We start from the raw sequence: 26,664 nt of genomic DNA on the forward strand, positions 1-26,664 counted from the left end.
ACACAGTTGCTCAACACCTCTCATCTAGCAATCGCAACTATCGCTTGTGTTCTTGTACAATAAAAGAGACGTACAATAACAGCCAACAGTTCCACAAGGAGCGTAAGCATGAAGTTTGGCTCGACAGCTCAGTGGCGCGAAATAATCGCCATCCTTGGTGGTACGCTCTGCGGGCTACTGATCGTGCGATTGGTGCTGAAGCTGTTAGCTGCGCGCCCTGATAGTCCGACCGTAGCGTGGCTCTACGGGCTAACAGAGCCGCTCGTAACACCATTGACCATCATCGACCGCTCGCAACCGCGCTTTGGAGCTGTGTTAGAGTTTAGTACTCTTACCACCTTGCTCCTCATCGTAAGTGTTACAGCGCTGCTCTGGGTTGGGCTAGGGCCAAGGAAATCAGGATGAGTGACCAGTTAATGACAATTGTGGGGTGGCTGCTCATTGCTATGCTGAGCGGCTTGATACTGGCAGGGATCGTGCTCTGGTTGATATGGCGGCGCTTGCGCAGCTTGCAGGTACCGCCAGATGCCGGTTTCTTCACAACAATGCACTACATCCCAATCGCACTACCGATTGTGCTCGACCTGCTCGATTTTGGTTTGGATATACTGGCAATGCCGGTCAGTTGGCTCATCCTTGACCGACTAGGGTTATGTGGGCTACGCAACAAAGCCGCGATTGAGGCACTCATCCCTTTCACTCAGCCTATCCCGGTCTTCACACTTGGTTGGCTGATTGCACGTCTCACGGGTGTTGGTAAGACGGTGATAACCGAACAATCAACCTGAAAAGGAGACTACGTATGGCAACACCTATTACTTTAGCCCTCGATTGGACACCTAACACAAATCATATTGGGTTCTACGTAGCCATTGCCAAGGGATGGTACCGTGACGCCGGAATCGAACTGATTTTGCTATCCCCAGAAGAGGACAATTATCAGACGACACCGGCTGCGAAGGTGGCAGCGGGAAGAGCGTTATTGGCAATTGCTCCCTCGGAGAGTGCTTTGAGCTACCATCTTCACCCCACCAAACCATCGTTGGTTGCCATCGCAGCGCTAGCACAACGCGACACAAGTGCGATTGTGACATTAGCCAACAGCGGCATTGATCGACCGGCCAAACTTGATGGTCGTCGCTATGCTTCGTACAATGCGCGATTTGAGCGCGCAATCGTAGCGCAGATGATCCGAAACGACGGAGGGAAGGGTGAATTCGATGAGATCTTTCCACCCAAACTCGGCATCTGGGAAACATTGCTCACCGGCGTTGCCGATGCAACATGGGTCTTTATGCCGTGGGAAGGGGTGCAAGCCCGTCGAGCCGGGATCGCTCTCAACGCCTTCCACCTCGACGACTACGGTATTCCTTACGGCTACACGCCGATATTGTTGGCCCACCCGGATGCACTCCGCACCCATCCAGATGCCCTGCGCGCATTATTGAATGCAACTGCCGAGGGCTACCGCTTCGCCGTTCATCATCCCGATGAAGCCGTGGCAGCACTTATCACGGAAGCCAAGCACCCGAGCTTGCAGGATCGCGATTTTGTGACCGAAAGTTTGCATGAACTCGCCCCTGCTCTGCTGACCGCTGATGGTCGGTGGGGGGTGATGGATGACCAGCGGTGGCAAGCCTTTGTGACGTGGCTCGACCAACAAGGTCTGATTGTGGATCGCGATGGACAGCGCATCCCGTTAGCACCAGATACATACCTTGCTCTGTTCACAAATGAGCTATGGAACTAGGGTAATGCAGCGCCGGCAGTTGGTATACGCCGGCGCTCATCTGGTTAGGTTAGAATAGATTTTCATAATGAAAGGTTTTTTTGGATATGATCGTCTTAAACTACGCGCATCCGATTACAACTGCTCAGCAAGAGCAAATAGTCGCGTTAACCGGTCAATCTATCGCTCAACTAATCGACATCAACAGTCAAATCGATCAGCAGCAACCGCTCGAACCGCAAATCATCGCTCTTGCCGACGCTGCCGGATTGACGCCGCAGCAGTGGCAAAGTGAAGAAATTTTGGTCAATCTGCCGTCTTTAAATTTTAGTGCAGCCGCCCTGTTGGCAGAACTCCATGGTCGTATGGGGTACTTTCCGCCGGTGTTACGCTTACGACCAATTGCAGGGGCATTACCACCCCGTTTTGAAGTAGCCGAAATATTAAACCTGCAAGTCTTACGCGACGAAGCTCGTGCCCGTCGCACACGGTAGAGAGTCGTGTATGCCTGAGCACCTCCTGTATTTAGACTATGCCGCAACGACACCGCTCGACCCGCGTGTGCTCGAGGCAATGATGCCGTTTTTGAGCGGGATAAGCGGAAATGCCTCGAGTATCCATCAAGTAGGGCGAGCGGCATTGCAAGCGCTCGACGATGCCCGTGAACAAGTAGCGTTCGTCTTGGGCTGCCAACCGAAGGAGATCGTCTTTACGGGTGGCGGCAGTGAGAGCATTAATCTGGCGATCAAGGGTGTCGCTATGGCACTACGTGCGCAGGGGAAGACGCACGTGATCAGTAGTGCCATTGAGCATCACGCTGTCTTGCACGCTATCGATTACCTTGTGGAGTATGAAGGGTTTCGTGCGACCCTCCTCCCCGTCGACTGGAGTGGCCGGGTCAACCCTGCCGATCTCAGTGCTGCTATCCGTCCCGAAACGGCATTGGTATCGGTGATGTACGCTAATAACGAGACGGGAGTGATCCAGCCGATTGCCGAACTGGCCGCCATCTGTCACGAGCATGGGGTGTTATTCCATACCGATGCGGTGCAGGCCCCCGGCCAATTGCCGCTTGATGTGCAAGCGCTTGGTGTTGATTTACTCAGTCTGACAGCCCATAAGTTCTACGGGCCACAGGGAGTGGGAGTACTCTACATGCGCCGTGGCACACCACTGGTGCCGCAGATCAACGGTGGTGCTCAAGAACGCCGACGGCGAGCCGGGACAGAGAACATTGCCGGCATTGTCGGATTAGCAACGGCGTTAACGATTGCCGAGCGTGAGCGAGCACAGTATGTCCATCAGGTACGTACACTCAGTGAGCGACTGATCGATGGCGTATTGCAGCGTATTCCGCACTCGTGGCTCAACGGCGACCGAACCTATCGATTGCCGAGTATCGTCAATCTCGGCTTTGCGTGTATCGAGACCGAGAGTCTCTTACTCTTACTCGACCAGCGCGGCATCTGCGCTAGCTCAGGCAGCGCCTGTACATCTGGTTCACTGGAACCCTCACACGTCCTGTTGGCGATGGGGCTTTCGCCCGAAGAAGCGAATGGCTCGATCCGATTTTCGCTGGGTCGTCATACCACCGCCGAACAGATCGAGACCTTGCTCGAACTGTTGCCCGATCTTGTCGCGCAATTGCGCGCAGTAGCACCGTGTGCGTGAAGGTATCGCCAAAAAGAGCGCACCCACCGGCACAAAATGGTTGGCAGACCGGTTACTCGATGATATTGTTGCATATGGTCATCCATTTCTTGTTGAAGAGAGGAAAGTGACTAATGTTTCCCGTGATCACCATCGCCGGCGAGCCGTTTGAGCGAGGTCGTCAGTATGGTGCCTCCACCGCCAGACAGGTGCGGCACAGCATTGCCAGTTATGCCCGTCTCTTTGCCTATCGGCGCGGTCTTGATTGGGCTGCGGTACAGCGTGAGGCGCTTGCTTACGAGCCACTCCTTGCCGAAATCGCTCCCGACTTACTGAACGAGATGTACGGCATTGCTGAGGGGGCCGGCTGCACCCCCGCCGAAATTATTGCGCTCAATGTCCGTACCGAGTTGCTGGCCGGTGTAGGTGTGGGCGTGCATCACCCGGAAGCTACCGTTGCACTGGCCCGGAACCGTGCAGCGGGCGTCCCCTTCCACAATGAATTACCACTGAACGATTATGGTATGGTGGGCGAAGACGGTGAATGCACCACCGCTGCGGCTGCTCCACCGGCGACGATCAACGGAAGAGTCTGGCTGGCACAGACGTGGGATTGGCAAGGTGATCAACGGGCGGCGTGTATCCTGCTCCGCATCGACACTCCCGGTCATCCGCCGATCTTGACCCTGACCGAGGCAGGGATGGTCGCCAAAATCGGGCTAAACGGGGCTGGGGTTGCAGTCGGCTTAAACTTACTACGCTCGCGAGCGGATGGTCAACACCAAGGGATGCCGGTCCATGTCTTATTACGGCTGATGTTGCAGAGTACAAGTGTAGCTGTCGCTCGTCGGTTGGCCGAACTCCTTCCGTCCGGTGGTTCGTCGTGCATTACTCTGGCCGGTGCCACCGGCGAATTGCTGGCGCTAGAAATCACACCGGGCGGAGTCGCCGAGTTACCGGCGCGTGAAGGTCTCCTAGCCCACGCCAACCATTGCCTTGACGCCAACGCGGCTGCCGGTGAATGTGCGTTGGAACCTACCTCAACGAGTCGGGACCGGTACGGTCGGGCGTGGGATCTGCTGCAAGTCGCTGCCGGTCAGATCGATCTTGTGGTGTTGCAGAACATTTTGCGTGATCACGAAGGTGCGCCACGCTGTATCTGTCGTCACCCTGATCCGCGGATCGCCGCAGTTGATCGTAACGAGAGTGTGTGCGGTGTAATTATTGATGTGACAACCCAAACAATGCACATAGCGGCTAACCTACCGTGTCAGGTACCGTTCGTTCCGGTATCAATATAGAAACGCAAAGTACAAAAAGAGCAAGGGGGGGCAAACGCAAAGACGCGAAGGACGCCACGAAGACAATCTTTGCGTTCTCTGCGATCTTTGCACCCTTTGCGTTACCGTCGCCCGAACTGACGTTCGAGCTGAGCCGGTGTCATCAGGATCATAGTTGGGCGACCATGCGGACACGTGCGCGGGCTCACGCACTGTTCAAGTTGGCGCAGCAGATGACGCATCTCATCGTGCGAGAGCGGTTGCCCGGCACGCACCGAAGTATGGCAAGCCAACGTAATCAACATCGCTTCACGCCATTCGCGCGGACTACTCCCGCCACGCCCAGCTAGCCGCTCGGCCACCTCGTGCAATGCCTGCGTTAGCTCGTCGGGTGGCAGGGTTGCCGGTATTGACCGCACCAGCACTCCGGTTCCCCAAGGCTCCAGCACAAACCCCCATTCGGCCAACTTCTCGGCATTGCCTAGCAGAAGTGCGCTCGCTTCCGGGCTTAACTCGACCGCTTGCGGAATCAGCAACTGCTGCGACTCAACTGCACGTTGCGCATACTGGTTCATCAACTTCTCATAGGTAATTCGCTCGTGGGCAGCGTGCTGATCGATCAGATACATCCCCTCTGGTGCTTCTGCCACGATATACGTCAACCCGACTTGCCCAACCACGCGCAACGGCGGTAAGGCCGATGATGAGGTTGCAAATGAAGCATCTGGTGCAGGCGCAGAAGTATTCGACGTGGGTGTTGCAACCGGTGAAAACAGCAGCGACGGCTCATATCGCGAATTCGGTGTACCGACATCCCAGTGCGCACGTGCCCGATCCCATGCCGCAGCGCCTACTCCCCACGTTGCCGGTAAATTTGCCGGTTCCTGACCAAGACGGCGCAGCTCAAATCGACGTTGTGCAGTTGCCGGATCGGGAGCTTCCCACACCGGAATATCGCTCCCCTTGATCAGTGCATCGCGAATTGCCTGCCCCAACACACTATGGACATGGGCCGGATAGCGAAACTTGACCTCGCTCTTGGTTGGATGAACATTCACATCAATGGCAGCAGGATGCACTCGCAGATCGATAATCGCGATGGGGAAACGACCCTTCATCAGCATCGTATGGTATGCACTCTCTACCACGGCGGCCAAGGCCCCGCGCGGTTGCAATGCGCGCCGATTAGCAAAGAACGAAAGATAACTGCGCGAGCTACGAGTCAGGTCGGGCGGCGAGATCAGACCGATCACCGCCACCCACAACTCACCATCACCGACTTCGGCCTGCACCGGCACCAAGGCTCGTCCGACCTCAAGACCGTACAGCTCAACTACCACCGCACGCAGGTCGCCATCACCGGTCGTTTGAAACGCCAACCGCCCATCGATCACGAGGCTAAAACTCACTTCGGGGTAGGCAAGAGCGTACTGCTGAACGATTGCACTGATGGCACCGGTTTCGGTAGCTTCCGAACGGAGATACTCGCGCCGTACCGGCGTATTGTAGAACAGATTGCGTACCGTAATTGTCGTGCCGACAGGGCAACCACACAGCAAGCGTGACTGCACTTCACCACCGGCGATCCGCAGTTCAACCCCCAACTCGGCATCGGCGACGCGGGTCACACAGATCACCTGGGCAACGCTCGCAATGCTTGGCAATGCCTCACCACGAAAACCAAGCGTGCGAATGGACCATAAATCGTCGGCAGCGTGCAACTTACTCGTCGCATGACGAGCAAATGCCAACTCAACCTCCTCGGCAGGAATACCACAGCCATCATCTTGCACACGAATTTCACGCAGCCCACCACCACGCACTTCGACCACAATCCGGCGCGCACCGGCATCGAGTGCATTCTCGACCAGCTCCTTGGCAACGGAAGCCGGACGTTCGACCACTTCGCCGGCAGCAATCTGGGCAGCAATCGTTTCATCGAGCAGACGGATCGGCATAGCCTTCCACCCAATCGGCCACGTTTGTCAAACAAATGTTCAACAACAGTATATCACGGTGTTACCACCGGTGATGGCGTCACCGTCATTGTAACAGCCGGCGTTGGCGAGATCACGGCGGTCGGTGAACTGAGCAATGGTGGCGGGTTACGTTGGTCGGTAACCATAACGGTGATCCCCAACCCAACTAAAGCGACGAGCAACAGAATCGCGACGATCATCCCAACCCGCGAGAGCGGTTTAACCGACGGCGGGGTGATCGTCGCCGGTTTCACCACCGGTTCACCGGTCGTAGTCTGACTACTTATCGTCGGATCGAGACCATCAACGTGGGCGATAATCACGGTAATGTTATCGGGACCACCACGCGCGTTCGCCTCATCGACCAACCGCTGTGCCGCTACCTCTATCGGATGCATGCTGGCGATTGCTGCAATCTCATCATCGGAAAGTAACCCATGCATGCCATCGGTTGACAGCACTATCGTATCGCCGGGCAAGAGCGGCTCGCGGAACAGATCAACCTCAACATGGGCGAGATGACCAATAGCGCGGGTGATAATGTTCCGGATCGTTGATTGACGAGCCTGTTCGACGGTGAGTAAACCGGCAGCTACCTGATCGCCGATCAGGGAATGATCGAGGGTCAATTGCCTGATCCGGCCTTCGCGCACGAGATAAGCCCGACTATCGCCGACATTCGCAACATACAGCATATTACGGCAGAAAAATGCAGCGACGGCGGTTGTACCCATTGTGCCGCGGCCCTCTTCATAGACGCGCCGGTTGGCCATTACAAAAGCTTGACGGAGGCCTTCAGCCGGATCATCATTCGGCTGAAACGTGGTCAGAATGGTCTCAGCTGCCAATTTACTGGCGACCTCACCTGACAAGTGTCCACCCATACCATCACACACGACGAGCAGGGTTCCTTGCCCGACCTCAGCATTACCGTAGGCATCTTGATTGATCGCGCGCCGTTGACCGGCATCCGTCCGGGCACTGTACCTTACACGCATGGCCGACCTCTCGCCTCCTCACTCGTTGACCGCAGTATACCATACAGCCACCGACACGACACCCGATCTGAACTTATGGAAACGAGCGTGATGATCGTGCTTCCCCTTGGCCGATGTTCGTTACCTAAGCCTGCCACACACCCTTTGATTTCGTGGTACTATTACGATAAAGAATGGTTGATAAAGCAAGGAATTGAACAATGCCGACCATCGACTTTACCCGCTATTATCGTCCACACGAAGTCGAAGCTGCCCTCCAAGCGTGGGCTACCGAGCACCCCAACCTCTGTGCTTTGCGTAGCATCGGCACGAGTTACGAAGGGCGTCCGATCTGGCTCATGACCCTCACCAATCAGGCAACCGGTCCTGACGACGAGAAACCGGCATTTTGGCTCGATGCCAACATTCACGCCACCGAAGTCACCGGTTGTATGGGCGCGCTCCACGTGATCCAGACCGTGCTCGAGCAGTATGGGCGTGATCCCAACATTACCGCTTTACTCGATGAGCGAGCGCTTTACGTCGTTCCATGCGTCAATCCTGACGGGATGGAGCAAGCGCTCACTTCACCGGTCTACGTGCGTTCGGGTACACGTCGCTACCCCTTCACCGATGATCGCGATGGACTCTACCCCGCCGACATCGATGGCGATGGTCTCATCCTGCAAATGCGGGTGGTTGATCCCGATGGTGGCTGGAAGGTGAGTGAACGTGATCCGCGCTTGATGCGTCCGCGATTACCCGATGAGCGCGGCGGCACCTACTACCGCGTGTATACCGAGGGCTACATCCGCAACTTCGACGGCTACGAGGTTAAGATTGCCCCACCCGCTCAAGGATTAGATTTCAATCGCAACTTTCCTTACATTTGGGCCCCTGAGGGTGTCCAGCGCGGCGCCGGGCCATATCCGACATCTGAACCGGAGATTCGGGCGATTGTTGAGTTCCTCACATCTCACCTTAATGTGAGCAGTGCCATCTCGTACCACACGTATTCGGGTGCGATCTTGCGCCCGTATTCCGATAAACCTGACGATCAGATGCCGATCAACGATCTGTGGACGTACAAAGAGCTGGGCCGGCGCGGTGAGGAGATCACCGGCTACAAGCATGTCTCGGTCTATCACGGCTTTCGGTATCACCCACGCGACGTGATGCGGGGTGCGTTCGATGACTGGGCTTACGAGCAACTCGGTATCTACGCTTTTACCGTTGAGCTGTGGGATATGATCGGCGAAGCCGGTATCAAAGAACGCGATTTTATCGAGTGGTTCCGCGATCATCCCGAAGAAGACGATCTAAAGCTGCTGCGTTGGAACGACGAACAACTTGACGGCGCAGGATTCGTCAATTGGCGCCCCTTTGATCATCCGCAACTCGGCCGGGTTGAGATTGGTGGCTGGATTGAACGACGCACGTTCGGGAACCCACCGGAGAAATTCTTATTGCGCACCCTTGAACCGAACACCCGTTTCGTACTGGCTCTTGCCCAAACGGGGCCACGACTTGAGCTGCGGCACGTGCAGGCCGAACCGCTCGGTAACGACCTCTACCGACTGCAAGCGGTGGTGGTTAATAGCGGCTACTTGCCAACCTACGGCAGCAGCAAGGCACAAGAGATGAAAGCAGTCCAACCGATTGCCGTCGAGGTAACTCTGCCGACGGACGGTATGCTGGTGAGTGGTGAACAGCGGACAGAGATCGGTCAACTGGAGGGGCGGGCAAACAAACGGGCATTGTGGGGTGGTAGTTTTCCCACCGACCACCTGCGCCGTCTGACATGGACAATCCGGGCCCCGGCGGGAAGTAGTGTTGCTATTACGGCCCGCTCACAACGCGCCGGTGTAGCCCGTGCAACTGTGTCGTTGGGCGAAAGTATTCAATAATTGTAAGACAGGCCGAGCGACGTTGTAACGCAACGTCGCTCTTTTTGTTCGACTTGCCGACGGTACGGTCGGGTATCTACCGGCACTTGGAAGCGATACGACGCTGATGATGATCAACGAAAAACACCGGTTTGTACCGGTGCTTTAGTGGTGGGCCCCGTGGGACTCGAACCCACAACCGATTGATTAAGAGTCAACTGCTCTGCCAATTGAGCTAGAGGCCCGCTGAAAATATACAACAACCACCCCAAATTGTCAACTTGTCGTCAACGGCGAGGTTTTGTACAATGCGCATAGTGATTCATCGGGGAACGTCGCTTCATTATGCCTGATCATCGCTACTATCCAGAATATGGGCCGATTTATCGCCGTCGCGCGGCAAAGGGTGGGTTCACCCCTCACGAGAACTCACCCGCTACTGAGACGCGTCGACCACGTTCGCGCCGTCCATTGCGTCGCCGGTCTCACGGCTGGATGTGGCTGGCACTCGCGCTATTCGTCCTGATCATTGGGCCGGTTGGTGTGATCTATGCCGTTGACCTCATCTACCCCAATACCATTTTGCCCGGTATCTCACTCAACGGTGAACCAATCGGCGGACGTAATCGCACCGAGGTCATCATTGCGTTGCGTCAGCGGTATCGCGCATTTGAACAGCAACCGGTAACACTCACTTTCCGTGATTACGCCTGGCAGCCCTCATTGACCGAATTGGGGGTAACATTTGACCTGGAACGGGTAGTCAACAGTGCATTTGCGCTTGGTCGCAGTGGCGATCTCTTCACCCGCATCCGTGATCTGTGGATACTGTGGCAAGAAGGAATTGACCTCCCACTGCGCATGTCGGTTGATCTTAGCCAAACCCAGCGTTACTTACTGGGGATAGCACCGCAGATTGAACAGTTGCCCGCCGATGCCGTCCTCAGCCTGGCCGATGCCCGTGTTATCGGTCAACCGAGTCAACCTGGAACGCAACTGCTGATCGATGCAACGGCTAACGATGTGCTGCTTGCCATTCAGCAGCTCCGCCCACAGACGGTGGCGGTGCGAACCCGTCAGCTCGACCCCCAGATCGATGATACCGATCTGGTGATCGCTCAACAGATCGCAGTCAACTTGCTGCGTAGCCCGTTGGAACTGGTGGTCGAAGATCAGACCATCGTCTGGTCTCCTGAACGAATCGCCGAGTTGTTGCAGGTGACGCCGGTTGACGGTCAATTGACGGTACAAGTCAATCAAGACCGGCTCAACCGCGCAGTCGAAGGCTTAGCCCAGAGTATCGATACCGGTACGGCCGAACCACGTCTCCGCTTCAGTGATGGCCGAGTACGGATCGTAGCCGAGGGTCAGCCAGGCCGGCGCTTACGGCAGGCCGATGCCGCCACTGCAATTGCCGATCTGCTGATGCAACCCTCACCGATCACTCGGACCCTCGTGTTGCCGATAGACCGTATCGAACCGCAGATTACGGCTGCCACACTCGATAGCCTCGGTATTGTCGAATTGGTTGCCGAAGGGCGCAGTAGTTTTGCTGGCTCCGCACCATACCGTATTACCAATATTCGAGCCGGCGCTGCCCGTATGAACGGTGTCCTGATCGCACCCGGCGAAGAGTTTTCGTTTAATCGTCAGCTTGGTGAGGTCAATGCCGAAAATGGCTTTGTCGAGGGTTATGCCATTATCGGCAACCGTACCCAACTCGAATGGGGCGGCGGTGTCTGTCAGGTTAGCACCACCGTCTTTCGGGCCGCATTCTGGGCCGGCCTGCCGATCACCGAGCGCCACGCGCACTCGTTCTATATCAGTTGGTATGACCGGTTTGGGCTTGGCCCCAATGGCGACGGGCAAGGCTTGGATGCCGCTATCTTCACCGGTGTCCAAGACCTGAAATTCGTCAATGACACAGGGTATTGGCTGTTGATGCAGACCAGTATTGATGAGCAAGCGCAGGTATTGGTGGTACAACTCTACGGTACCCGACCCAAACGCGAGGTACGGATCGAGGAGCCGATCATCAGTAACGAAGTACGTGCTCCGAGCGAGCCGGTCTATGTCGATGATCCCTCGTTGCCACGCGGTACCATCCGGCAAACCGATGTCGCACGCAACGGACGCGACATCTCGATTTACCGTATTATCACCGACGCCAACGGCCAAGAGCGACGGGAACTCTTTTTTACCCGCTTCCGACCATGGCCAAACATCTTTGTACGGGGCACCGGGTGATGAATTTCGTGCTGAACTGTTGCGTGCGTAGGTGAAAAACGTGACAAACGTCATTCAAAATAGTATAAAAAAGACATTAGATTTTGGAGTGGCGAACGCTCATCATTTCCCTGACATCATATCTCGTCGTCCCCTCTGAAGATGCTATACGTGTCATAGCGAGGTTCAACACCGATGGCAGCAATTCGTCCGACGCCAAATGATCCGCTCGCCCACCCCCGCGCGCAATTGTGTCTCTTTGCCAACATTCCGGTACCACTATGTATCGCCACCCAAGCAGCCAATGGGGTGGCGCTGTGGCGTGTCGGGTATCGGATGGATGTGTTGCAGATCAATGTCGGACGACGCGGCAACCAACCCTGCCACCACTGCAATGTCGCCGATGGCCCCAACCGTAGAGCGATGATGACGCCAAAGATGACGCGCGCTTCGACCGAGATGGTGCAGCAGGCAGGTGAGTTAAGTCGTCACGTGATCGACCACTGCAACTCGGCAATGTGCACCGCGCTTCTTTGCCGAACCGCATGTCGAAATCATCGCCTGCCGACTCGTCCTCGCTCCCGCCAACACCGATGGTCAACGCAGCGAAGGTGTCTCTGCCAGGGAGGTGCAATACTTTGGATTATGGTCAACTCGACAGCGGACTGCAACTCAAGTGATCACCGACGCGACCGGTTCACGCCTGGCCGAACTTCACGCCGTTCTCGAAACGCACCGGCGCCACGAACGAGCCAACACTACGGTATTGTCTTCAACCGGCTTTGTACGCTGATGAATATGCCGATCGGTCCTTATCTGGCTTTTGCACAAGCGTGGACAACTCAACGACTATTCGCAATTACCGGTGCAGTCGTTTAAGCCGGCAACGGTTACGGGTTGACTATACCGAACAACCCGCTCGGCATGGTAGGATGTCGGCTGTACGAAGATGCGCACTCTCTGGTGCTGTCACAAACCATCGGCAATATCTCGCTCGCCGATCTGATCGACCGCAATCCAATATTCGTACTCCTGAGCACGGTTACGTATGCATCAACGCAATCGGTCCAACCCGAACAGCGATCAACGCGCCGTGAGCATGTTACCAACCCTCGTGATGATGGCCCGGCGCCCTGAACCGGGTCGCGTCAAGACACGCCTGTGCCCGCCGTTGACGGCAACACAGGCTGCATCGCTGTATGAACTGTTTTTGCGCGATTTGGTGGCGATGATGCGCACAGTATCAAACACACGATCGCTGATTGCCTACGCCCCCACCGACGCCGCCGAGTACTTTGCAGCTCTTGCGCCCGACATCGCCCGTCGCCCTCAGGTTGGTCGTAATCTAGGTGAGCGCCTGGCAGCAATCACCACTGAGCTGTTAGCAGAAGGTACATCGGCAGTCGTGATCATCGGCAGCGATAGCCCCAGCCTACCACCAACCTTGATCGGGCAAGCCTTGGCCGAGCTTGAACGCGGCGTCGATCTGGTCTTGGGGCCGGCGGACGACGGTGGATACTATCTGGTCGGCTTGCGCCGGATTGCTCCATCTCTCTTCACCGAGGTGCTCATGAGCACATCCACCGTCCTGCGCGATACCCTTGCTGTCGCCGAACGGCTAGGTTTACGCACAGTCCTGATCGATCCGTGGTACGACATCGATACCATTGCCGATCTCCAGCGGTTGCACGCCGATCCAGCCCCGCTGCCGCATAGCCGACCATTACTTGAGACGTTGTTGCGTAATTTATACCCAAACCGACCATAACACAGGTCTAGCTCAACGTATCCGATGGTAGATCCAACCGTACCAACGGCACCGGTCGATTCCATTCTGAGATCCGCTCACCAATCACCACGCCACCCATACGAAGGTAAAAACCGAGTGCATTTGGATCGGCTTCGAGTTCCATCTGGGCGATACCACGAGCGCGACAAACCGCAATCGCATCAGACAACAGCAACCGACCCACGCCGCGACCGATCCACTCCGGTATGACCCACAGAGCTGCGCTCGCAATGACAGTCATTTGCTCGCAACAACGGTGCTCTCTCGCAAAGACAGCCCCCCCTGTCATTGCGAGGGAGCGTCAGCGACCGAGAAATCTTACCACAGGAGCGTAGAAAAGACAGCCCCCCCTGTCATTGCGAGGGAGCGTCAGCGACCGAGAAATCTTACCACAGGAGCGTAGAAAAGACAGCCCCCCCTGTCATTTCGAGGGAGCGTCAGCGACCGAGAAATCTTACCACAGGAGCGTAGACAAGGAAGATTTCTCGCTGCGCTTCGTGGAGCCACGCCGGTGACCGATCAAGGGCTAACCGGTACCAGCCGATCGGAGTTCCCGCACGCGCAGCAAGGCATACTCGATCACGTTCCAGCGCTTCCGGGGTGATGATGGGGGTCGTTGCCCATTGGACAATGAGCGAAGCAGGGTACCCCCAATAGCTTTTCGCCGCGATTGCAATCTGTCGTAACAATGGCGTATCACCGGGTTGTGCCAATCGGAGTTCAATAGGTTGCATTGGATGTTCTCAACTCGTAGCGTATGTGTAGCGAACCTGATGCATGATAAAGGCGTTCGACCATCTGCACAATAGCAACCGCTGTTGGATACAGACCGTCAGTGGCGCCGACGATTGGTCAGTGCGATTGCGCCGGCGTCTTCACCAAACCATTGCGTAAACGATGATTGACTTGTCAAAAACCACGAAAACCGTGATAATGGAGCGTAATGCAATGTCTCATCGATCAGGTCATGCCGAATATGTCAACGTTACCATCTCAATCTAGCCCACGGATGGGGGAATTCATCGCGATGATGGCACTGATGACTTCGCTGGTGGCGATGTCGATTGATCTGATGTTACCGGCACTGAGTAGTATCGGGCACGAACTCGGTGCACCTCACGCCAATGCCAATCAGTTGGTGGTAACGATGGTGTTTGTCGGCTTAGCGATCGGCCAACTGCTCTACGGTCCACTCTCTGACAGCATTGGCCGCAAAGCCGCCATCTATCTCGGCTTTACCGTCTTCATTATCGGCTCTGCGCTCACCATAATCGCTATCAACTTTCCGATGATGCTGGCCGGTCGCCTGTTACAAGGTCTAGGCGTGGCCGGGCCACGAGTCGTCTCAATGGCCCTGATCCGGGACTGTTTCAGCGGGCGCGCAATGGCGCGGGTAATGTCGTTCATTATGGTCGTGTTCATCATTGTACCGATCGTCGCGCCGGCAGTAGGTCAGGCTATCCTGCTTGTAGCGGCTTGGCGGATGCTCTTCGTCACGCTTCTCGTGTTAGGTATTGTTTCGTTGCTCTGGTTTGGTCTACGCCAACCGGAAACACTACCGGCAGCCCAACGGACACCGCTATCGCCGCAGCGAATTGGCCGAGCATTTCGCGCAGTGGTGAGTCACCCAATAGCGCTTGGGTATACGTTAATGGCCGGAGTTATTTCGGCGATTCTCCAAAGTTATCTAAGCTCTGCCCAGCAGATTTTTCAAGAACAGTACGCTTTAGGGACCCTCTTCCCGTTGTTTTTTGCCGGGAACGCGCTGGCCATCGGTTTAGCGTCATTCGTCAACGGGCGATTAGTGATGCGTTACGGGATGCGTTCGCTCATCGGCAATGCCTTGCTCGTCTTGATCGGGCTGACGCTCACGCTGGCAGGCATTGCCGTGGTGACGCACGGTCAACCCTCGCTCTGGGTATTGATGGCAGCACTGATGCCGAGTTTCTTTTGCCTTGGGATTTTGTTTGGCAATATGAATGCGATGGCGATGGAACCACTCGGTCATGTTGCCGGTACTGGCGCTGCGGTGGTCGGCTCACTCTCGACGTTTGTGGCCATTCCGATTGCCACCATCATCGGTCAGGCCTATAACGGTACGATTATCCCGCTGGCACTAGGTTTTGCGGTACTGGCGTTGAGCGCATTTGGTCTGATGCGGTGGGCTGATGGTCGGCAACATCGGGTGGTCGATCCCGAATCGGTGGCGTGATCGGACGACATTTCTAGGTGACACCTGACGTTACACCACTATTCGCTATTTCGTAGCGCATTCCTCCAGTGTCCCCAAAGATCCAATAACACCGCCATTGTTGACCATTTGCCGCGATTGTTCGATTTCCCAACAAATTTCGCTCTACAACTATTGACATTCCTGTACATAGATGCTATGATTAGTTGTGCAAAGTATTGACAAAACAGAGACAGGAGTTTTCCATGATTAAAGTAGGTCGCCGCTGTCACATAGAGGGTGTTACCCCAGAGCAAGTATTTACCACCTTAGCCAACCCCGAACTCATCAGCAAGATTTTGCCGCGCGTGCAAAAGACTGAGCTGCTTAATCGCGATGACATTGCCCGTCATGCTCGCCTTGTCACCTACATGTCGATGGGTGGTTTATTCGGTACCATTCGCTGCGAAGGTGACCTGACATGGCAAGACAACCGGGAAATTGTTTTTACCGTGCGCACACCATTGCCGGTTGAAACGCGCTGGGTTCTCAGCCAAGCGGTCAACGGCACCGACTTACAAGTGGTCATGGGTATTGATCTTACGCCGATGCTGGGCATGATGGCATCGTTTGTACCCGAGAAGACGGTCGCCGACATGCTGGGCGCCGATCTCGAGACTGCCCTCCGCGGTGTTGCTCGTCACACTCGGCAATCCATGTCGGCCCGAGCCGCTGCCTAACTCATCATCGCTCCTGTCTCTGGTATAATCGCAGAGCATCCCAGTGGGTGCTCTGCGATCTTTTTGCCGTCTAGGCGCTGAGGCGGGGAAGAGTATGATCGACCTTGTACAGATCGGCCTCGGGTTCGTGCTCAGTATCGTTATCGGTGGTGTGGCATTTGCCCGTCGTTCCCTGAGCGAAAGTGGTTGGGTAGGGGCTGTGTTAGTGGGTACGCTAACATTTGGTTTTGGGGGCTGGCCGTGGGGATTGACATTAATCGTGTTTTTTGTGACGAGTAGTGTCCTATCGCATTACAAAGAATCGATTAAAGAGCAGCGGGCTGCCGAGAAGTTTTCCAAAGGAGGCCGACGTGATTTCTTCCAGACCATCGCTAACGGTGGGTTGGGTGCAATCTGCGCTGTAGCATTTGCACTGAGCGGTCAGCCGTGGTGGTTATTGGCCGCTTTTGTTGGGTTGATGGCTACCGTTACTGCCGATACTTGGGCTACCGAGTTAGGTGTGCTGAGTCCTCATCAGCCACGTTTGATTACCACCGGCCAACCGGTGCCACCGGGCACATCGGGTGGCGTGACGCTCATGGGTACCTCAGCCGCAGCAGCCGGCGGGTTGTTGATCGGGACAACGATGTTTCTGTTCAATCTTCTGGCCACGCCGGATAGCGCTCCGCCATGGTGGATGATCATCGCCGGAGTCATCGGTGGTTTGGGCGGCGCCTTGTTCGATAGTCTGCTCGGTGCAACGGTACAGGCGATTTACATGTATCCTGACGGGCGTGAAACCGAGCGCCGCATTGCCCGTGATGGCACACCCAATCGCTTTTTGCGCGGCTGGCGCTGGATGGATAATGACCTGGTGAACTTGATCAGCTCGGTAGGGGGAGCGATCATCGCGATCACAATCGCGATGATCGCCGGGGGCGCGCAGTAGGGGCATTGCGGCGCAATGCCCCTACCGTGCCCGCCACAAAAGTACTAAACCCGCAATAACCATCAACATCGGGAAGAGTAACGAGAGATTGATCCCCATTTGCTCGAGCAGAATAATCCCTCCTACCCCCATCAGAATCATTCCTAACAAGCTCCAATTGCGCCGGCGCGGTGTCGGTGGTACTAATTGCACCGTTTCGCCAGTGGCCGGTCCTTCGATTGGTTTACCGGTGAGCGGATCGAACCGATAGCCAGGATCAGGCGCATAGCCTACCCGTGCTTGCCCACTCACTTGACCCTGACCGACAAACATCTCCTGCGGCTGCGGCGTTACCCCTGACGTGAAGGATGGATATTGTGGCGGGGTGTCTTTCGGCATAATGATCCATAACACCAGATAGACCGGCAAACTAATGCCGTTGATGAAAAAGACCAATACAAAGATGAGGCGAACGATAACCGGATCGACGCTAAAGTAGCGGGCTAATCCACCACACACGCCGCCGATCATTTTATCGGTGCTGCTGCGCGTTAGTCGAGTCTGCATAGAAAGCTCCTTCCGGCCGAGGTGTGGCCGATCCACCTACGCTTGCTCTGGTGTTTTGACGAAGGTTTTACCAAATTGTTGCAATTGGCTCCAGCGCCTAAACGGGTTTGCAGCAGACTGCTGCCGATCGGTGAACGTTACATCCCGGTGATGTGGTATGCTGACGAGTAACAGCTTAAGGCTTGCGTCAACACCGCCTAGACCCTCGCTAGCTTGTCGCCGCAAGCTGTGCCAATGCTGCGCGATACACCGGAAACGTATCGTGCCACAACACCATCCGCACTAATGCCGGTGACTGATGCACACGAAGTTCACCGACCAATGTACGTATCACTAATGGAGCCGCCCGTTCGACCGGAAAGCCATAAATACCGGTGGCGATGCTCGGAAAAGCGATGCTACGTACTCCATACTGACGAGCTAGCGCCAGACTCGCTCGATAAGCGCTGATCAACAACCGGTCGGCTTCAGTCGGCGAGTAACTATCAAAGATCGGGCCTACAGCGTGGATGACGTACCGAGCCGGCAAGGCAAAACCGGGCGTAATCCGTGCTTCGCCGGTTGGACAAGGGGCCACAGCGTCGCACGCCCGCTGCAACTCCGCAGCACCGGCGGCGCGAAAGATCGCTCCACATACACCACCACCCTGGCGCAATTGCTCATTGGCCGCATTGACAATCGCATCCACTGATTGGGTCACAATATCACCCTCGCAAAGCTCGATCCGAGCCTGACCAATCTGAAGTGCCGGAAGATCGGTCATACACTACCTCCTTGGGTTGAAATACCTAGATCGCGCAGATTTACCATAATATGTACCATCCGGTGCGGATTCTTGGGAAACCCTAGAACGACTGGTACTAAGGTAGTGCAGTATAGTGAATATGGTTCTCGTCTTATCAACGAAGACTCTTACGATTTTGCAACCTTTACCGGTTGGTTACGTAGATTCAGAGAGGCACACCGATTTTGCACGCCTGGGGAATGATATGTCATCACTGCTATTATCATTCTTAACCCAACGATGCGTTCCACTGGTCAGAAACCTGCTGATGGCAATCTACGCACGTCGCCTTGCTGCCTACCGGAGCCACCGCATGCCGATCACCCACCGCACCTCGCCGCATTGCCCTCTTGGGTGAAAACTGTGCTGCCACCTATGCCGACCAAGTGATGGAATTAGCTCACAAGCAAGGCATGTTGGTCATACGCCGTGTCTATGCCAACTGGTCACTCTCTGCCCACCAAAAATGGATTGAAGCAGTCGCATGCTACGATTTGCGTCCGATCTACCATGCAGGGATAGCTCCGGGTAAAAGTACCATCGATATGGTACTGACTATTGATGCAATGGATCTGCATTACCGGCAAGTGTGCGATGATTTTTGTTTAGTAACCGGTGACGGTGATTATGCACCGCTGGTCAAACGACTCCGCGCCGGCGGCGCTAACGTGATTGTGATCGGGATGGAGCAGACGGCAATAGTCTTGAAAGAGGCATGCAGTACGTTCATCCCCTTGGCGAAACCCAACACCGGCACATCATCTGTTCCTCCAACCGTTGTCACGGAAAGAGAGCAAACCACCCAAAGTTCTAACACGCCTGCACCGACCCTCATCAGCACAACCGAAACAACTGCGGTGAGGAGCAGTTTACCACCAACAACCTCAGCAGGTGCCAACGGCGGTTCACCCATTCCCCAACCAACAGCCAAGCTTACCAACCGACCTCAACTCGATAGTCAAATAGTTATACCGCTGCGCGATGCCGTGAAACTCCTCAAAGACATACTGGCCGAGTCGGCGCAAGCTGATCCCGGTAAATGGGTTAGTGGGAGCGTCATCGGTTCACGCCTCCGTTCTATCGATCCTAGTTTTGACCATCGACGCTACGGGTATCAGACCCTATCGAAATTAATGGAAGCCTGTGTTACAGAAGCAAAAGGGATGTTTGAGATGTTCAGGCTCGACAACGGAGCTATCGCCATCCGCCTCAAACCGAGCACCCCCAAGCCGGCCAACGACGTATGATAAGCAACCGAATGAGTTGTTTGCACCGGTTTTGTGCCATGTACCGTTTTACAACATGCATCAAATATGATACGATCAGATTAACAGATAACGCACAGTGACAAAGGAGGATATGACTATCGAGACCGCAGTGATTGCCCGCCGTATTGTCGAGTTGGTCGAAGACAAGCAGGCTCATGACATCATCCTGCTCGACATTCGTCCGCAGACGACCATTGCCGACTATTTTATTATTTGCACCGCCGATAATGATCGACAAATGCGTGCGATTATCGACCATATCGACGAAAAGATTTCAACCGAGCATGGGTTAAACCCACGCATCGAAGGTAGCGCCGACACCGGCTGGATTGTACTCGACTATCGCGACATCGTGGTACACATCTTCAGTCAGAGCCAGCGTGAATACTATCGGCTTGAACGTCTTTGGAGTAAAGCAATGCCGGTAGTTGTCGTCCAGTGAGGAGTATTATGGGCAAGGAGACTACGCGGCGCAAAGCGGCGTCGCGACGCAAGCGGTTTGTATTGTTCGCCAGTGGAGCGGCTTTGGGTAGCGCACTTGGCTTCATCGTTGGCTCGGTACTGACGTTCTGGCTCGGTGAAGGTGCAGTGCGCGCAATTCAGCGTGGCCTCCGCCGACTCGGTGGCGACGATGGGCGACCGCACTTTGACCTGCTGATGCAGTAGGCCATACCGAATCGGGTGACGAGGGAGTTGCCTGCAACGAATGTTCTCCGTTTGTCTGAAGATATGGCGACTCTGGTGCTGTTGTGCGCCGGAGTCGCTTTCGTCACAAGGAGCCGAGTGTTATGGATCTCGTTAATAAGATTGCTATTGTTACCGGCGGCACCGGCGGATTAGGCGTAGCCGTTGTCGAACGTTTGCTTGCTGCCGGCGCTACTGTTGTAACGCCTTACGCTCAAGAAACCGCCTTTCACGCCTTACATGAACGCTTTCCCGCCGTGATCGGAATGCGGGTTGATCTGACCGACGAAGCGGCAACGAAAGCAGCCTACGATACCGTTGCCGCTATGCATGGCGGGATTGACATCGTGATCAACGCTGCCGGCGGCTTTGCTGGGGGGCAACCGGTTCATCAGACGCCATGGTCGCTCTGGCAAACGCAACTCGACATCAACCTCAAGACAGCAGTCATCTCATGCGCAGCGGCCATTCCCCACATGATCGAACGCAGTGGGGGCGCGATAGTCAACGTCAGCAGTCGTACCGCTACCCAAACCGGCGCCAACCTCGCCGCCTACGCCGCAGCCAAACGAGCCGTCTTGCAACTCACTGAAGCACTCGCCGCCGAGCTACTCCCGCACAACATCACTGTAAACGCCGTGCTCCCCAGTGTCATCGATACGCCGGCCAATCGTGCTGCCATGCCCAACGCCAACCACGAGCGCTGGGTCAAACCGGAAGAGATTGCGGCGGTGATACATTTTCTGGTCGGCCCCACCGCTCGTATCATTAGTGGCGCCGCGATTCCGGTGTATGGGAAGGCGTAGAAAGGAAGTGTTCGGCTCATCCCTACCTCAAACCCTAATCCAGATGATGTCTAGAATGCATGGCAGCGTTCATTCACCTTGACTACCCACCTCTTCCTACTTACAGTCGGATTAGCTATTTAAGACGTGTTTTCAGAGGAGCATGGTATGACTCCTGATCCCCAACAGATCCTCCGTGAACTCAACGATCTACGCCATCGCTACGCGATGCTGGTGCGTGCATTACGGCTCATGATCTATGACTACGATGTCGCAACCGGTGCAATTGTATGGAGCGGCGAAACCGTAGCGGTTTGCGGGCGAGAAGTGAATGAACTCGACGGTGGGATCGCGCAGTGGGAGGCTTTGATCCACCCCGATGACCGCGAACAGGCGTTAAAGCTACTCAACGAGGCAGAGGCCAATCTAAGCGAGTATGACGTTGAGTATCGCTTCCAACATAAAAACGGCTCGTATGTCTGGATCTTCGACCGTGGCTATTTCCTCGCCGGCCCCGATGGCAAAGCGGCACGGATGGTGGGGATGATGCAAAATATCAGCGAAATCAAGGCAATTGAATTTGAGCGCCTGCAAATGCAGGAAGAAATTATTGCTGCACAAGAGCGGGCCTTGCGCGAGCTGAGTACACCGTTGGTGCCGATCAGTGATCGGGCAGTTGCGTTACCACTCGTCGGGTCAATCGATCAGCGCCGGGCAAACTTGATTATCGAGACGTTGTTGGAAGGGGTAGCAAATCGCGGCGCCGAGATGGTGATTATCGATATTACCGGTGTGAATACGGTTGATACGTTTATCGCCGACGCCCTAATCCGGGCAGCGCGGGCGGTCCGGCTGCTCGGTGCGCATGTAATCTTGACCGGGATTAGTCCAGAAGTCGCGCAAACGTTGGTGAGTCTCGGCGCCGATCTGAGCGTATTTGAGACGAGAGCAACGCTGCAAGACGGGATCGCGCTGGTGATGAACAATCATCTCTCTCCCAGTGCTCGACGCAGCGATAATCCGATCAACCCGCTGATACGCAGACGCAAAGAGTGAGTGATAGGTGTCGTTTTACCTATCACTCTCTGCCTTCGCCCGGCAACCTGCGATTAGAAGAATAGCTTCGCCAGCCGCAAAATTCCTTGACTCCACGGCACCCGGTGCGAGACACCGGTCTGCTGACCGAATTTCTTGGCGTTTGCCACATACCACTGATAGTTGCGGACCAGCGCCTGTTTGTTGGAATACTTGGGCGTAAAGCCTAACACTCGCTCGGCCTTTTCCACCGACACAAACGAATCTTCGGTTACAGTACCATACGCCCACTTGTAGACCGGCGACAACTTCAGCTTTTCGAGGATCGCCAGTGCCCACACCATGGGCTTGGCCGGGAAGGTGATAATGCGCTTGCCATAGCCGGCTGCATCGAGCACCGCCTGAAAATCCTCTTTGATCGTGGTAAACTCTTTCGCGCCGATGTTGAAGGTATCATTGACCCGATCCCGATCCAACGTCAGACAAAGTACAATTGCCTCACAGAGGTCTTCGACATCGAGCAACTGGTAGCGATTCTTGCCGTTTCCGGGCAACGGGAAGTTGTGCCCTTCCATTGCCCAATCGTACAGCATCGCAAAGATACCGAGTCGCTCAGGGCCGACAAACGACTTTGGTCGCAAGATCGGTACGCACATCCCGGCCTTGCGGAATTCGAGACATAGCTCCTCAGCTCTGACTTTAGCCTCGCCATACGGACCCACACCACTAAGCGGGTCGGTTTCTACCAGTGGGTGATGGTCGGGAATACCGTACACTGCCGTTGACGAAATATGGACTACCCGCTCGACCCCGTGATCACGAGCCGATTCGAGGACGTTGCGCGTCCCGTCAATATCGGTTGAGAAGATGTCGGCCGGTGAATAGAGCGGAAGTGCCGCCGCTGTATGGACAACAAACTTCACCCCTTGCATTGCCCGGTCAACGGCAGCTCGATCACGAATATCGCCGGTATGCTCTTCAATTTGATTCCGCTCGGGATAGTCAAAAGGGGCAATATCAAGTGAACGCACGATATAGCCGCGCGCCAACAAATAACGCGCTAAATTAATGCCGAGAAATCCGGCACCACCGGTAATTAACACACGGTCAGCCATAGTCTTTTCCTCTATTCGTGTTGTAATAATGCGCGCACGAGGGCGCCACGTGCGATTATACCCGACAGTCGCCCTTCTGAGTCTACCACCGGCAACCGTTCGGTGTTTATCATGAGTAACTGACGAGCAGCAACTCCTAGCGAGGCATTGATCGCCAAGACCGGTGGTGGTGGTTCAAGAAAGGCGTCGATGGTGCGACGTGCCCCGGGCAACGCCGTCGGCTGTACTCGTTGAGTGCTTTGCAATGCAGTCAGTACGCTTGTTCGCTCGTCGTCTTGCAAGTTGGATAGCACCTTACTTAACCGCAAGATACCCACAACATGCCCATCGCCATCAACGACAAATAAACTTTGACCCGGTGTGGTGATCAGCAAGGCGAGTGCGGTTGCCAATGATTGGCCAAGCGTAGCTCGTGCTGTTGCCGCTTGCATCACCATCCCTACCTGCACCCCCAAACCGGCAGCATCCCCCGATTCGGATTGGTGTGCCACTGCCTGCAACACCTCGTGTTGCCCAAACATCCCGGCCAACCGCCCGAGTGGATCGAGCACCGGTAGTTGATTGTAGCCCCACTCGATCATTCGAGTCAGGGCTTGCGTAATCGGCATCGTCGCATGCACACCACGTATCTCACGATTAGCAATTGCACCGGCAGTTACTGCTTGGAGCGGTGTCAGAATTGCCGCTCGTTCTGCCGGCTCAAGCATGCTCAGCAGGTACGGTGGTACCCGTAAACCGGCACGCCACACTAATTCATGCAGCGAGATGGTTCCGATAACAGTATCATGCTCAACGACTGCCAATACTTCCACCCGACCGGTGACAAACGGTTCGAGGACATCGAGCAGTGGCGCAGCGGCATCAATCACCGGTGAGTCCGCTTGCATCAGATCGGCGACTAATTGGGTGGTACGGAACGGCCCCGTCGGACGCAGTACACCCTGCACGATGGTCACCGGCTCTAGCGTTACTAGCGCATCACCGATCAGGCGACTCAGCAACGGCAGTAATCGTTGGATACGCGTTGCATTGTCAACCCACTCAATCACAACCGGCTGCCGCATAGCGTCTGCTAACATCTGCCGACGTGGTCCGAAGCCGGTTAGAGCCAACAGAACTGTCGTACCAGTTGCACCACTCTGGCGTAATTCGTCTATTACCGCTTTATAGAGCGGTTGACCGTTTACGCTATCTTCGCCGTTCAAATAGATGCGTACCCGTTGCACCGTTGGTTCGGCCATACCATCACTCCCCGTCATTTCCGACAATGACACACGCACGAGGTAGATCACTTATGGATAGCGACCCCAACGTACTGCGCTATCGTATGCCGGTTATCGCTAGATAGTCCCAAGGTAAGGCTTGACAAAATGAGATGGTGATGAGAATCATATGTCTATATAGTTGTATCGCAATAGTTGTTTTCGCTGGAGGTTGTATGGGACGCGCATTGACCCTCGTCGGAGTGTCCGGTTCGTGTACCGGACAACAGATCGTCGTCAATCGGCGCAGTATGGTGATCGGAAGTACTCGTCAGTGTGATATTGTGATCTATGACCGGCAGGTACTTGATCGTCACGCCGAGATTGCCCAAACGCTTGATCGCTGGTTCATCACGCCGCTTGACGCGAGTGCGCTGGTCGCCCTCAATGGCCAAAGGATTAACAGCCGTCAACGTTTACAGCACGGTGATCTGCTCTCAATCGGTAGTGTCGCATTTAAGGTAGCCGATTATTAATCGATCCCCACCGTTACATCGCCTGCTACCGTCGCCACCAACTATTGGTGGCGACGGTATTTTGTTGTCTAAAATCCGACATCGATAATCGTGCGCCCGGTGCGATCTTGAAAAAAACCTACCCCATCTTGGATAAGACCAACATAGAAACCCATCCGTGTTTCCCGCTGCAAAATCCGCACGCGCCCAATAATTTCTGCTTCTTCACCGGGGTAAAGAAAATCTTCAACGAACGGTTGAGCCCACTCTTCAGGCGGGCGCGGCGAAATTGACCAGCGGTACGGGTAGCGCTTTGGCCCGCCACCACTGTTGGCATCCCAATCCATCCCAACGCGCCAAAAGCCACCGGCTTGCGCAGCGTAAGCACCATTTTCCACCGAAGAAAAGACCTCATCAGTGGTGTATTCATACCCGCTCGGTGGGCCATACGTGCGAATCGGCACGGTGCCGGTGTTACGCACCCGGATCGTAACCGTAATCACCTCGCCCAACATCACCCGCTGCGGGGCAATCATCGAATAGACAATCCGCGCTTCAGGTTGACCGACGTCGGCGAGGGTAATCTGGCCCTGCCGCTGCACCACATTCCCAAACGCATCTTCAGCCTGCACGGTATACGTATAGACGCCGGCCTCAAGGAGCGACCCATTCGGACGCTTACCGTTCCAAACGTGGCGCTGCTCGTAAGGCCCCTCTTCCTCACGGGTCACCACCGGAATCACTTCGCCGTTGGGCGCAGTCACATCGATATTCACCGTTGCGCTGACCGGCAGACGGTAGGTAAATTCAGCTACATCGTTAATAGCATCGGCATTCGGCGAGATGACCGGCGGCCAGACCATCAGGTTCTCGATCACCGGCGGTTCGATGGCGGTCCCCACAATTGTCAACGGTAAGCGGCGTTCAGCACTCGCATTAGCATCGATAGCCTGCACTGCGACAACAAGCGTGTACTGGCCAGGTGGGAGTAAACGCCGCAATACTTGCGGATCATCGGTTGGTACGCTCCCATCGAAACGCAACACATACGGATCACCGGACGCCGCCCGCGGCTGTGCTCGCCGGAGATGATAACGCCGGCCGGCAGCATCAAGGAGATAGATATCAACCAACGCTGGCCGACCAACCTCATATCTAATGGAAAGCGGCGGGCCAACTCCTAGCTCATACTGCTCGGCGCTCACCGACACCTCACCGAGCAACGGTGCAGTCGTGCAACCACTCAGGCTAAGCAACACTAGCCAGAGTATCCCTGTTCCAATCAGCACGACCGGCAGGCGGATAATACGCCATGCACTACGACTCATCGTACCTCCTCCACCCAGGTATCGTGTATCGTCCCCGTGATATCCAAG

28 protein-coding genes and 1 tRNA gene are annotated in these 26,664 nt (G+C 55.4%); 19 read left to right on the top strand and 10 right to left on the bottom strand.

The window, feature by feature from the left end; translation table 11 throughout:
• Positions 1-108 precede the first annotated feature (108 nt).
• The 6 genes from AC01ZF_RS10365 to AC01ZF_RS10390 all read left to right on the top strand — a co-directional run bounded on the left by AC01ZF_RS10365 (position 109) and on the right by AC01ZF_RS10390 (position 4,680).
• Complete coding sequence (locus AC01ZF_RS10365; protein WP_424676190.1) at positions 109-405, top strand: YggT family protein; 297 nt, start codon at positions 109-111, stop codon at positions 403-405.
• Positions 402-788: a hypothetical protein gene (locus AC01ZF_RS10370; RefSeq protein WP_424676189.1), complete on the top strand. Its 387-nt coding sequence runs from the start codon at positions 402-404 to the stop codon at positions 786-788. The genes AC01ZF_RS10365 and AC01ZF_RS10370 overlap by 4 nt, the downstream gene beginning before the upstream one ends.
• A 14-nt stretch (positions 789-802) precedes the next feature.
• A complete protein-coding gene (locus AC01ZF_RS10375; RefSeq protein WP_424676188.1) occupies positions 803-1,750 on the top strand; it encodes an ABC transporter substrate-binding protein in 948 nt (315 codons plus the stop codon).
• Between the two features lie 86 nt (positions 1,751-1,836).
• Complete coding sequence (gene csx15 / locus AC01ZF_RS10380; protein WP_287911395.1) at positions 1,837-2,223, top strand: CRISPR-associated protein Csx15; 387 nt, start codon at positions 1,837-1,839, stop codon at positions 2,221-2,223.
• Between the two features lie 10 nt (positions 2,224-2,233).
• A complete protein-coding gene (locus AC01ZF_RS10385; protein WP_424676187.1) occupies positions 2,234-3,400 on the top strand; it encodes a cysteine desulfurase family protein in 1,167 nt (388 codons plus the stop codon).
• Positions 3,401-3,513: 113 nt separating this feature from the next.
• On the top strand, positions 3,514-4,680 hold the full coding sequence (locus AC01ZF_RS10390) for a C45 family autoproteolytic acyltransferase/hydolase (protein ID WP_424676186.1): 1,167 nt from the start codon (positions 3,514-3,516) through the stop codon (positions 4,678-4,680).
• Between the two features lie 101 nt (positions 4,681-4,781).
• Here the strand turns inward: AC01ZF_RS10390 and mutL are convergent, their stop codons facing one another.
• A complete protein-coding gene (gene mutL / locus AC01ZF_RS10395; RefSeq protein ID WP_428132649.1) occupies positions 4,782-6,617 on the bottom strand; it encodes a DNA mismatch repair endonuclease MutL in 1,836 nt (611 codons plus the stop codon).
• Between the two features lie 53 nt (positions 6,618-6,670).
• Positions 6,671-7,636 carry a PP2C family protein-serine/threonine phosphatase gene (locus AC01ZF_RS10400; RefSeq protein WP_424676184.1) on the bottom strand — a complete coding sequence of 322 codons (966 nt, stop codon included), beginning with the start codon at positions 7,634-7,636 and terminating at the stop codon, positions 6,671-6,673.
• Positions 7,637-7,836: 200 nt separating this feature from the next.
• On the opposite strand from AC01ZF_RS10400, the gene AC01ZF_RS10405 reads away from it, so the two are divergent.
• Positions 7,837-9,522, top strand: a complete 1,686-nt coding sequence (locus AC01ZF_RS10405; protein ID WP_424676183.1) for a M14 family metallopeptidase — start codon at positions 7,837-7,839, stop codon at positions 9,520-9,522.
• 148 nt (positions 9,523-9,670) lie between these two features.
• Here AC01ZF_RS10405 and AC01ZF_RS10410 read toward each other — a convergent pair.
• A tRNA-Lys gene (locus AC01ZF_RS10410) sits at positions 9,671-9,746 on the bottom strand.
• Positions 9,747-9,846: 100 nt separating this feature from the next.
• Here AC01ZF_RS10410 and AC01ZF_RS10415 point away from each other — a divergent pair.
• The 3 genes from AC01ZF_RS10415 to AC01ZF_RS10425 all read left to right on the top strand — a co-directional run bounded on the left by AC01ZF_RS10415 (position 9,847) and on the right by AC01ZF_RS10425 (position 13,495).
• On the top strand, positions 9,847-11,748 hold the full coding sequence (locus AC01ZF_RS10415; protein WP_428132646.1) for a VanW family protein: 1,902 nt from the start codon (positions 9,847-9,849) through the stop codon (positions 11,746-11,748).
• A gap of 174 nt (positions 11,749-11,922) precedes the next feature.
• Positions 11,923-12,606, top strand: a complete 684-nt coding sequence (locus AC01ZF_RS10420) for a hypothetical protein (RefSeq protein WP_424676181.1) — start codon at positions 11,923-11,925, stop codon at positions 12,604-12,606.
• Positions 12,607-12,775: 169 nt separating this feature from the next.
• The gene (locus tag AC01ZF_RS10425; protein WP_424676180.1) at positions 12,776-13,495 is read left to right on the top strand and encodes a TIGR04282 family arsenosugar biosynthesis glycosyltransferase; all 720 of its coding nucleotides are present in this window, start codon (positions 12,776-12,778) and stop codon (positions 13,493-13,495) included.
• A gap of 7 nt (positions 13,496-13,502) precedes the next feature.
• Here the strand turns inward: AC01ZF_RS10425 and AC01ZF_RS10430 are convergent, their stop codons facing one another.
• Together AC01ZF_RS10430 and AC01ZF_RS10435 are read right to left on the bottom strand one after the other, a co-directional pair.
• Positions 13,503-13,757, bottom strand: a complete 255-nt coding sequence (locus AC01ZF_RS10430; protein WP_424676179.1) for a GNAT family N-acetyltransferase — start codon at positions 13,755-13,757, stop codon at positions 13,503-13,505.
• Between the two features lie 196 nt (positions 13,758-13,953).
• Positions 13,954-14,250: a hypothetical protein gene (locus AC01ZF_RS10435; protein WP_424677567.1), complete on the bottom strand. Its 297-nt coding sequence runs from the start codon at positions 14,248-14,250 to the stop codon at positions 13,954-13,956.
• A gap of 209 nt (positions 14,251-14,459) precedes the next feature.
• Here AC01ZF_RS10435 and AC01ZF_RS10440 point away from each other — a divergent pair, with 209 nt between their 5' ends.
• The 3 genes from AC01ZF_RS10440 (at position 14,460) to AC01ZF_RS10450 (ending at position 17,354) form a co-directional block, all read left to right on the top strand.
• Positions 14,460-15,728 carry a multidrug effflux MFS transporter gene (locus AC01ZF_RS10440; protein WP_428132600.1) on the top strand — a complete coding sequence of 423 codons (1,269 nt, stop codon included), beginning with the start codon at positions 14,460-14,462 and terminating at the stop codon, positions 15,726-15,728.
• A gap of 224 nt (positions 15,729-15,952) precedes the next feature.
• On the top strand, positions 15,953-16,426 hold the full coding sequence (locus AC01ZF_RS10445; RefSeq protein WP_424677569.1) for an SRPBCC family protein: 474 nt from the start codon (positions 15,953-15,955) through the stop codon (positions 16,424-16,426).
• A 94-nt stretch (positions 16,427-16,520) separates the two neighbouring features.
• On the top strand, positions 16,521-17,354 hold the full coding sequence (locus tag AC01ZF_RS10450; RefSeq protein WP_428111683.1) for a DUF92 domain-containing protein: 834 nt from the start codon (positions 16,521-16,523) through the stop codon (positions 17,352-17,354).
• A gap of 21 nt (positions 17,355-17,375) precedes the next feature.
• Here the strand turns inward: AC01ZF_RS10450 and AC01ZF_RS10455 are convergent, their stop codons facing one another.
• Both AC01ZF_RS10455 and AC01ZF_RS10460 read right to left on the bottom strand, forming a co-directional pair.
• The gene (locus AC01ZF_RS10455; RefSeq protein WP_424676912.1) at positions 17,376-17,900 is read right to left on the bottom strand and encodes a PspC domain-containing protein; all 525 of its coding nucleotides are present in this window, start codon (positions 17,898-17,900) and stop codon (positions 17,376-17,378) included.
• 208 nt (positions 17,901-18,108) lie between these two features.
• The gene (locus AC01ZF_RS10460) at positions 18,109-18,663 is read right to left on the bottom strand and encodes a macro domain-containing protein (RefSeq protein WP_424676911.1); all 555 of its coding nucleotides are present in this window, start codon (positions 18,661-18,663) and stop codon (positions 18,109-18,111) included.
• A gap of 371 nt (positions 18,664-19,034) precedes the next feature.
• On the opposite strand from AC01ZF_RS10460, the gene AC01ZF_RS10465 reads away from it, so the two are divergent.
• The 5 genes from AC01ZF_RS10465 (at position 19,035) to AC01ZF_RS10485 (ending at position 22,477) form a co-directional block, all read left to right on the top strand.
• Positions 19,035-19,931, top strand: coding sequence for an NYN domain-containing protein (locus AC01ZF_RS10465; protein ID WP_476575349.1), 897 nt, complete (start codon positions 19,035-19,037; stop codon positions 19,929-19,931).
• 112 nt (positions 19,932-20,043) lie between these two features.
• Positions 20,044-20,394, top strand: a complete 351-nt coding sequence (gene rsfS / locus AC01ZF_RS10470; protein WP_424676909.1) for a ribosome silencing factor — start codon at positions 20,044-20,046, stop codon at positions 20,392-20,394.
• 8 nt (positions 20,395-20,402) lie between these two features.
• On the top strand, positions 20,403-20,618 hold the full coding sequence (locus AC01ZF_RS10475) for a hypothetical protein (protein WP_287911348.1): 216 nt from the start codon (positions 20,403-20,405) through the stop codon (positions 20,616-20,618).
• Positions 20,619-20,740: 122 nt separating this feature from the next.
• The gene (locus tag AC01ZF_RS10480) at positions 20,741-21,442 is read left to right on the top strand and encodes an SDR family NAD(P)-dependent oxidoreductase (RefSeq protein WP_424676908.1); all 702 of its coding nucleotides are present in this window, start codon (positions 20,741-20,743) and stop codon (positions 21,440-21,442) included.
• A gap of 147 nt (positions 21,443-21,589) precedes the next feature.
• On the top strand, positions 21,590-22,477 hold the full coding sequence (locus tag AC01ZF_RS10485; protein ID WP_428132604.1) for a PAS domain-containing protein: 888 nt from the start codon (positions 21,590-21,592) through the stop codon (positions 22,475-22,477).
• A gap of 53 nt (positions 22,478-22,530) precedes the next feature.
• On the opposite strand, the gene AC01ZF_RS10490 is transcribed toward AC01ZF_RS10485, so the two are convergent.
• Together AC01ZF_RS10490 and AC01ZF_RS10495 are read right to left on the bottom strand one after the other, a co-directional pair.
• On the bottom strand, positions 22,531-23,571 hold the full coding sequence (locus AC01ZF_RS10490) for an NAD-dependent epimerase/dehydratase family protein (RefSeq protein WP_424676906.1): 1,041 nt from the start codon (positions 23,569-23,571) through the stop codon (positions 22,531-22,533).
• Between the two features lie 11 nt (positions 23,572-23,582).
• Positions 23,583-24,812, bottom strand: coding sequence for a DUF190 domain-containing protein (locus tag AC01ZF_RS10495; RefSeq protein WP_428111679.1), 1,230 nt, complete (start codon positions 24,810-24,812; stop codon positions 23,583-23,585).
• Between the two features lie 197 nt (positions 24,813-25,009).
• On the opposite strand from AC01ZF_RS10495, the gene AC01ZF_RS10500 reads away from it, so the two are divergent.
• On the top strand, positions 25,010-25,309 hold the full coding sequence (locus AC01ZF_RS10500) for an FHA domain-containing protein (protein WP_424676904.1): 300 nt from the start codon (positions 25,010-25,012) through the stop codon (positions 25,307-25,309).
• Between the two features lie 68 nt (positions 25,310-25,377).
• On the opposite strand, the gene AC01ZF_RS10505 is transcribed toward AC01ZF_RS10500, so the two are convergent.
• Positions 25,378-26,616, bottom strand: coding sequence for a hypothetical protein (locus AC01ZF_RS10505; RefSeq protein WP_424676903.1), 1,239 nt, complete (start codon positions 26,614-26,616; stop codon positions 25,378-25,380).
• Positions 26,617-26,664 lie beyond the last annotated feature (48 nt).

This window comes from Chloroflexus sp., from assembly GCF_056331925.1.

Coding starts and splice junctions, on each gene's coding strand:
- AC01ZF_RS10420 (WP_424676181.1), top strand. CDS start 11,923: ATGGCAGCAATTCGTCCGACGCCAAATGATCCGCTCGCCCACCCCCGC.
- AC01ZF_RS10485 (WP_428132604.1), top strand. CDS start 21,590: ATGACTCCTGATCCCCAACAGATCCTCCGTGAACTCAACGATCTACGC.
- AC01ZF_RS10370 (WP_424676189.1), top strand. CDS start 402: ATGAGTGACCAGTTAATGACAATTGTGGGGTGGCTGCTCATTGCTATG.
- AC01ZF_RS10390 (WP_424676186.1), top strand. CDS start 3,514: ATGTTTCCCGTGATCACCATCGCCGGCGAGCCGTTTGAGCGAGGTCGT.
- AC01ZF_RS10400 (WP_424676184.1), bottom strand. CDS start 7,636: ATGCGTGTAAGGTACAGTGCCCGGACGGATGCCGGTCAACGGCGCGCG.
- AC01ZF_RS10385 (WP_424676187.1), top strand. CDS start 2,234: ATGCCTGAGCACCTCCTGTATTTAGACTATGCCGCAACGACACCGCTC.
- AC01ZF_RS10415 (WP_428132646.1), top strand. CDS start 9,847: ATGCCTGATCATCGCTACTATCCAGAATATGGGCCGATTTATCGCCGT.
- AC01ZF_RS10475 (WP_287911348.1), top strand. CDS start 20,403: ATGGGCAAGGAGACTACGCGGCGCAAAGCGGCGTCGCGACGCAAGCGG.
- mutL (WP_428132649.1), bottom strand. CDS start 6,617: ATGCCGATCCGTCTGCTCGATGAAACGATTGCTGCCCAGATTGCTGCC.
- AC01ZF_RS10445 (WP_424677569.1), top strand. CDS start 15,953: ATGATTAAAGTAGGTCGCCGCTGTCACATAGAGGGTGTTACCCCAGAG.
- AC01ZF_RS10495 (WP_428111679.1), bottom strand. CDS start 24,812: ATGGCCGAACCAACGGTGCAACGGGTACGCATCTATTTGAACGGCGAA.
- AC01ZF_RS10500 (WP_424676904.1), top strand. CDS start 25,010: ATGGGACGCGCATTGACCCTCGTCGGAGTGTCCGGTTCGTGTACCGGA.
- AC01ZF_RS10375 (WP_424676188.1), top strand. CDS start 803: ATGGCAACACCTATTACTTTAGCCCTCGATTGGACACCTAACACAAAT.
- csx15 (WP_287911395.1), top strand. CDS start 1,837: ATGATCGTCTTAAACTACGCGCATCCGATTACAACTGCTCAGCAAGAG.
- AC01ZF_RS10365 (WP_424676190.1), top strand. CDS start 109: ATGAAGTTTGGCTCGACAGCTCAGTGGCGCGAAATAATCGCCATCCTT.
- AC01ZF_RS10450 (WP_428111683.1), top strand. CDS start 16,521: ATGATCGACCTTGTACAGATCGGCCTCGGGTTCGTGCTCAGTATCGTT.
- AC01ZF_RS10425 (WP_424676180.1), top strand. CDS start 12,776: ATGCATCAACGCAATCGGTCCAACCCGAACAGCGATCAACGCGCCGTG.
- AC01ZF_RS10440 (WP_428132600.1), top strand. CDS start 14,460: ATGCAATGTCTCATCGATCAGGTCATGCCGAATATGTCAACGTTACCA.
- AC01ZF_RS10460 (WP_424676911.1), bottom strand. CDS start 18,663: ATGACCGATCTTCCGGCACTTCAGATTGGTCAGGCTCGGATCGAGCTT.
- AC01ZF_RS10435 (WP_424677567.1), bottom strand. CDS start 14,250: ATGCAACCTATTGAACTCCGATTGGCACAACCCGGTGATACGCCATTG.
- AC01ZF_RS10505 (WP_424676903.1), bottom strand. CDS start 26,616: ATGAGTCGTAGTGCATGGCGTATTATCCGCCTGCCGGTCGTGCTGATT.
- AC01ZF_RS10455 (WP_424676912.1), bottom strand. CDS start 17,900: ATGCAGACTCGACTAACGCGCAGCAGCACCGATAAAATGATCGGCGGC.
- AC01ZF_RS10490 (WP_424676906.1), bottom strand. CDS start 23,571: ATGGCTGACCGTGTGTTAATTACCGGTGGTGCCGGATTTCTCGGCATT.
- AC01ZF_RS10430 (WP_424676179.1), bottom strand. CDS start 13,757: ATGACTGTCATTGCGAGCGCAGCTCTGTGGGTCATACCGGAGTGGATC.
- AC01ZF_RS10480 (WP_424676908.1), top strand. CDS start 20,741: ATGGATCTCGTTAATAAGATTGCTATTGTTACCGGCGGCACCGGCGGA.
- AC01ZF_RS10405 (WP_424676183.1), top strand. CDS start 7,837: ATGCCGACCATCGACTTTACCCGCTATTATCGTCCACACGAAGTCGAA.
- rsfS (WP_424676909.1), top strand. CDS start 20,044: ATGACTATCGAGACCGCAGTGATTGCCCGCCGTATTGTCGAGTTGGTC.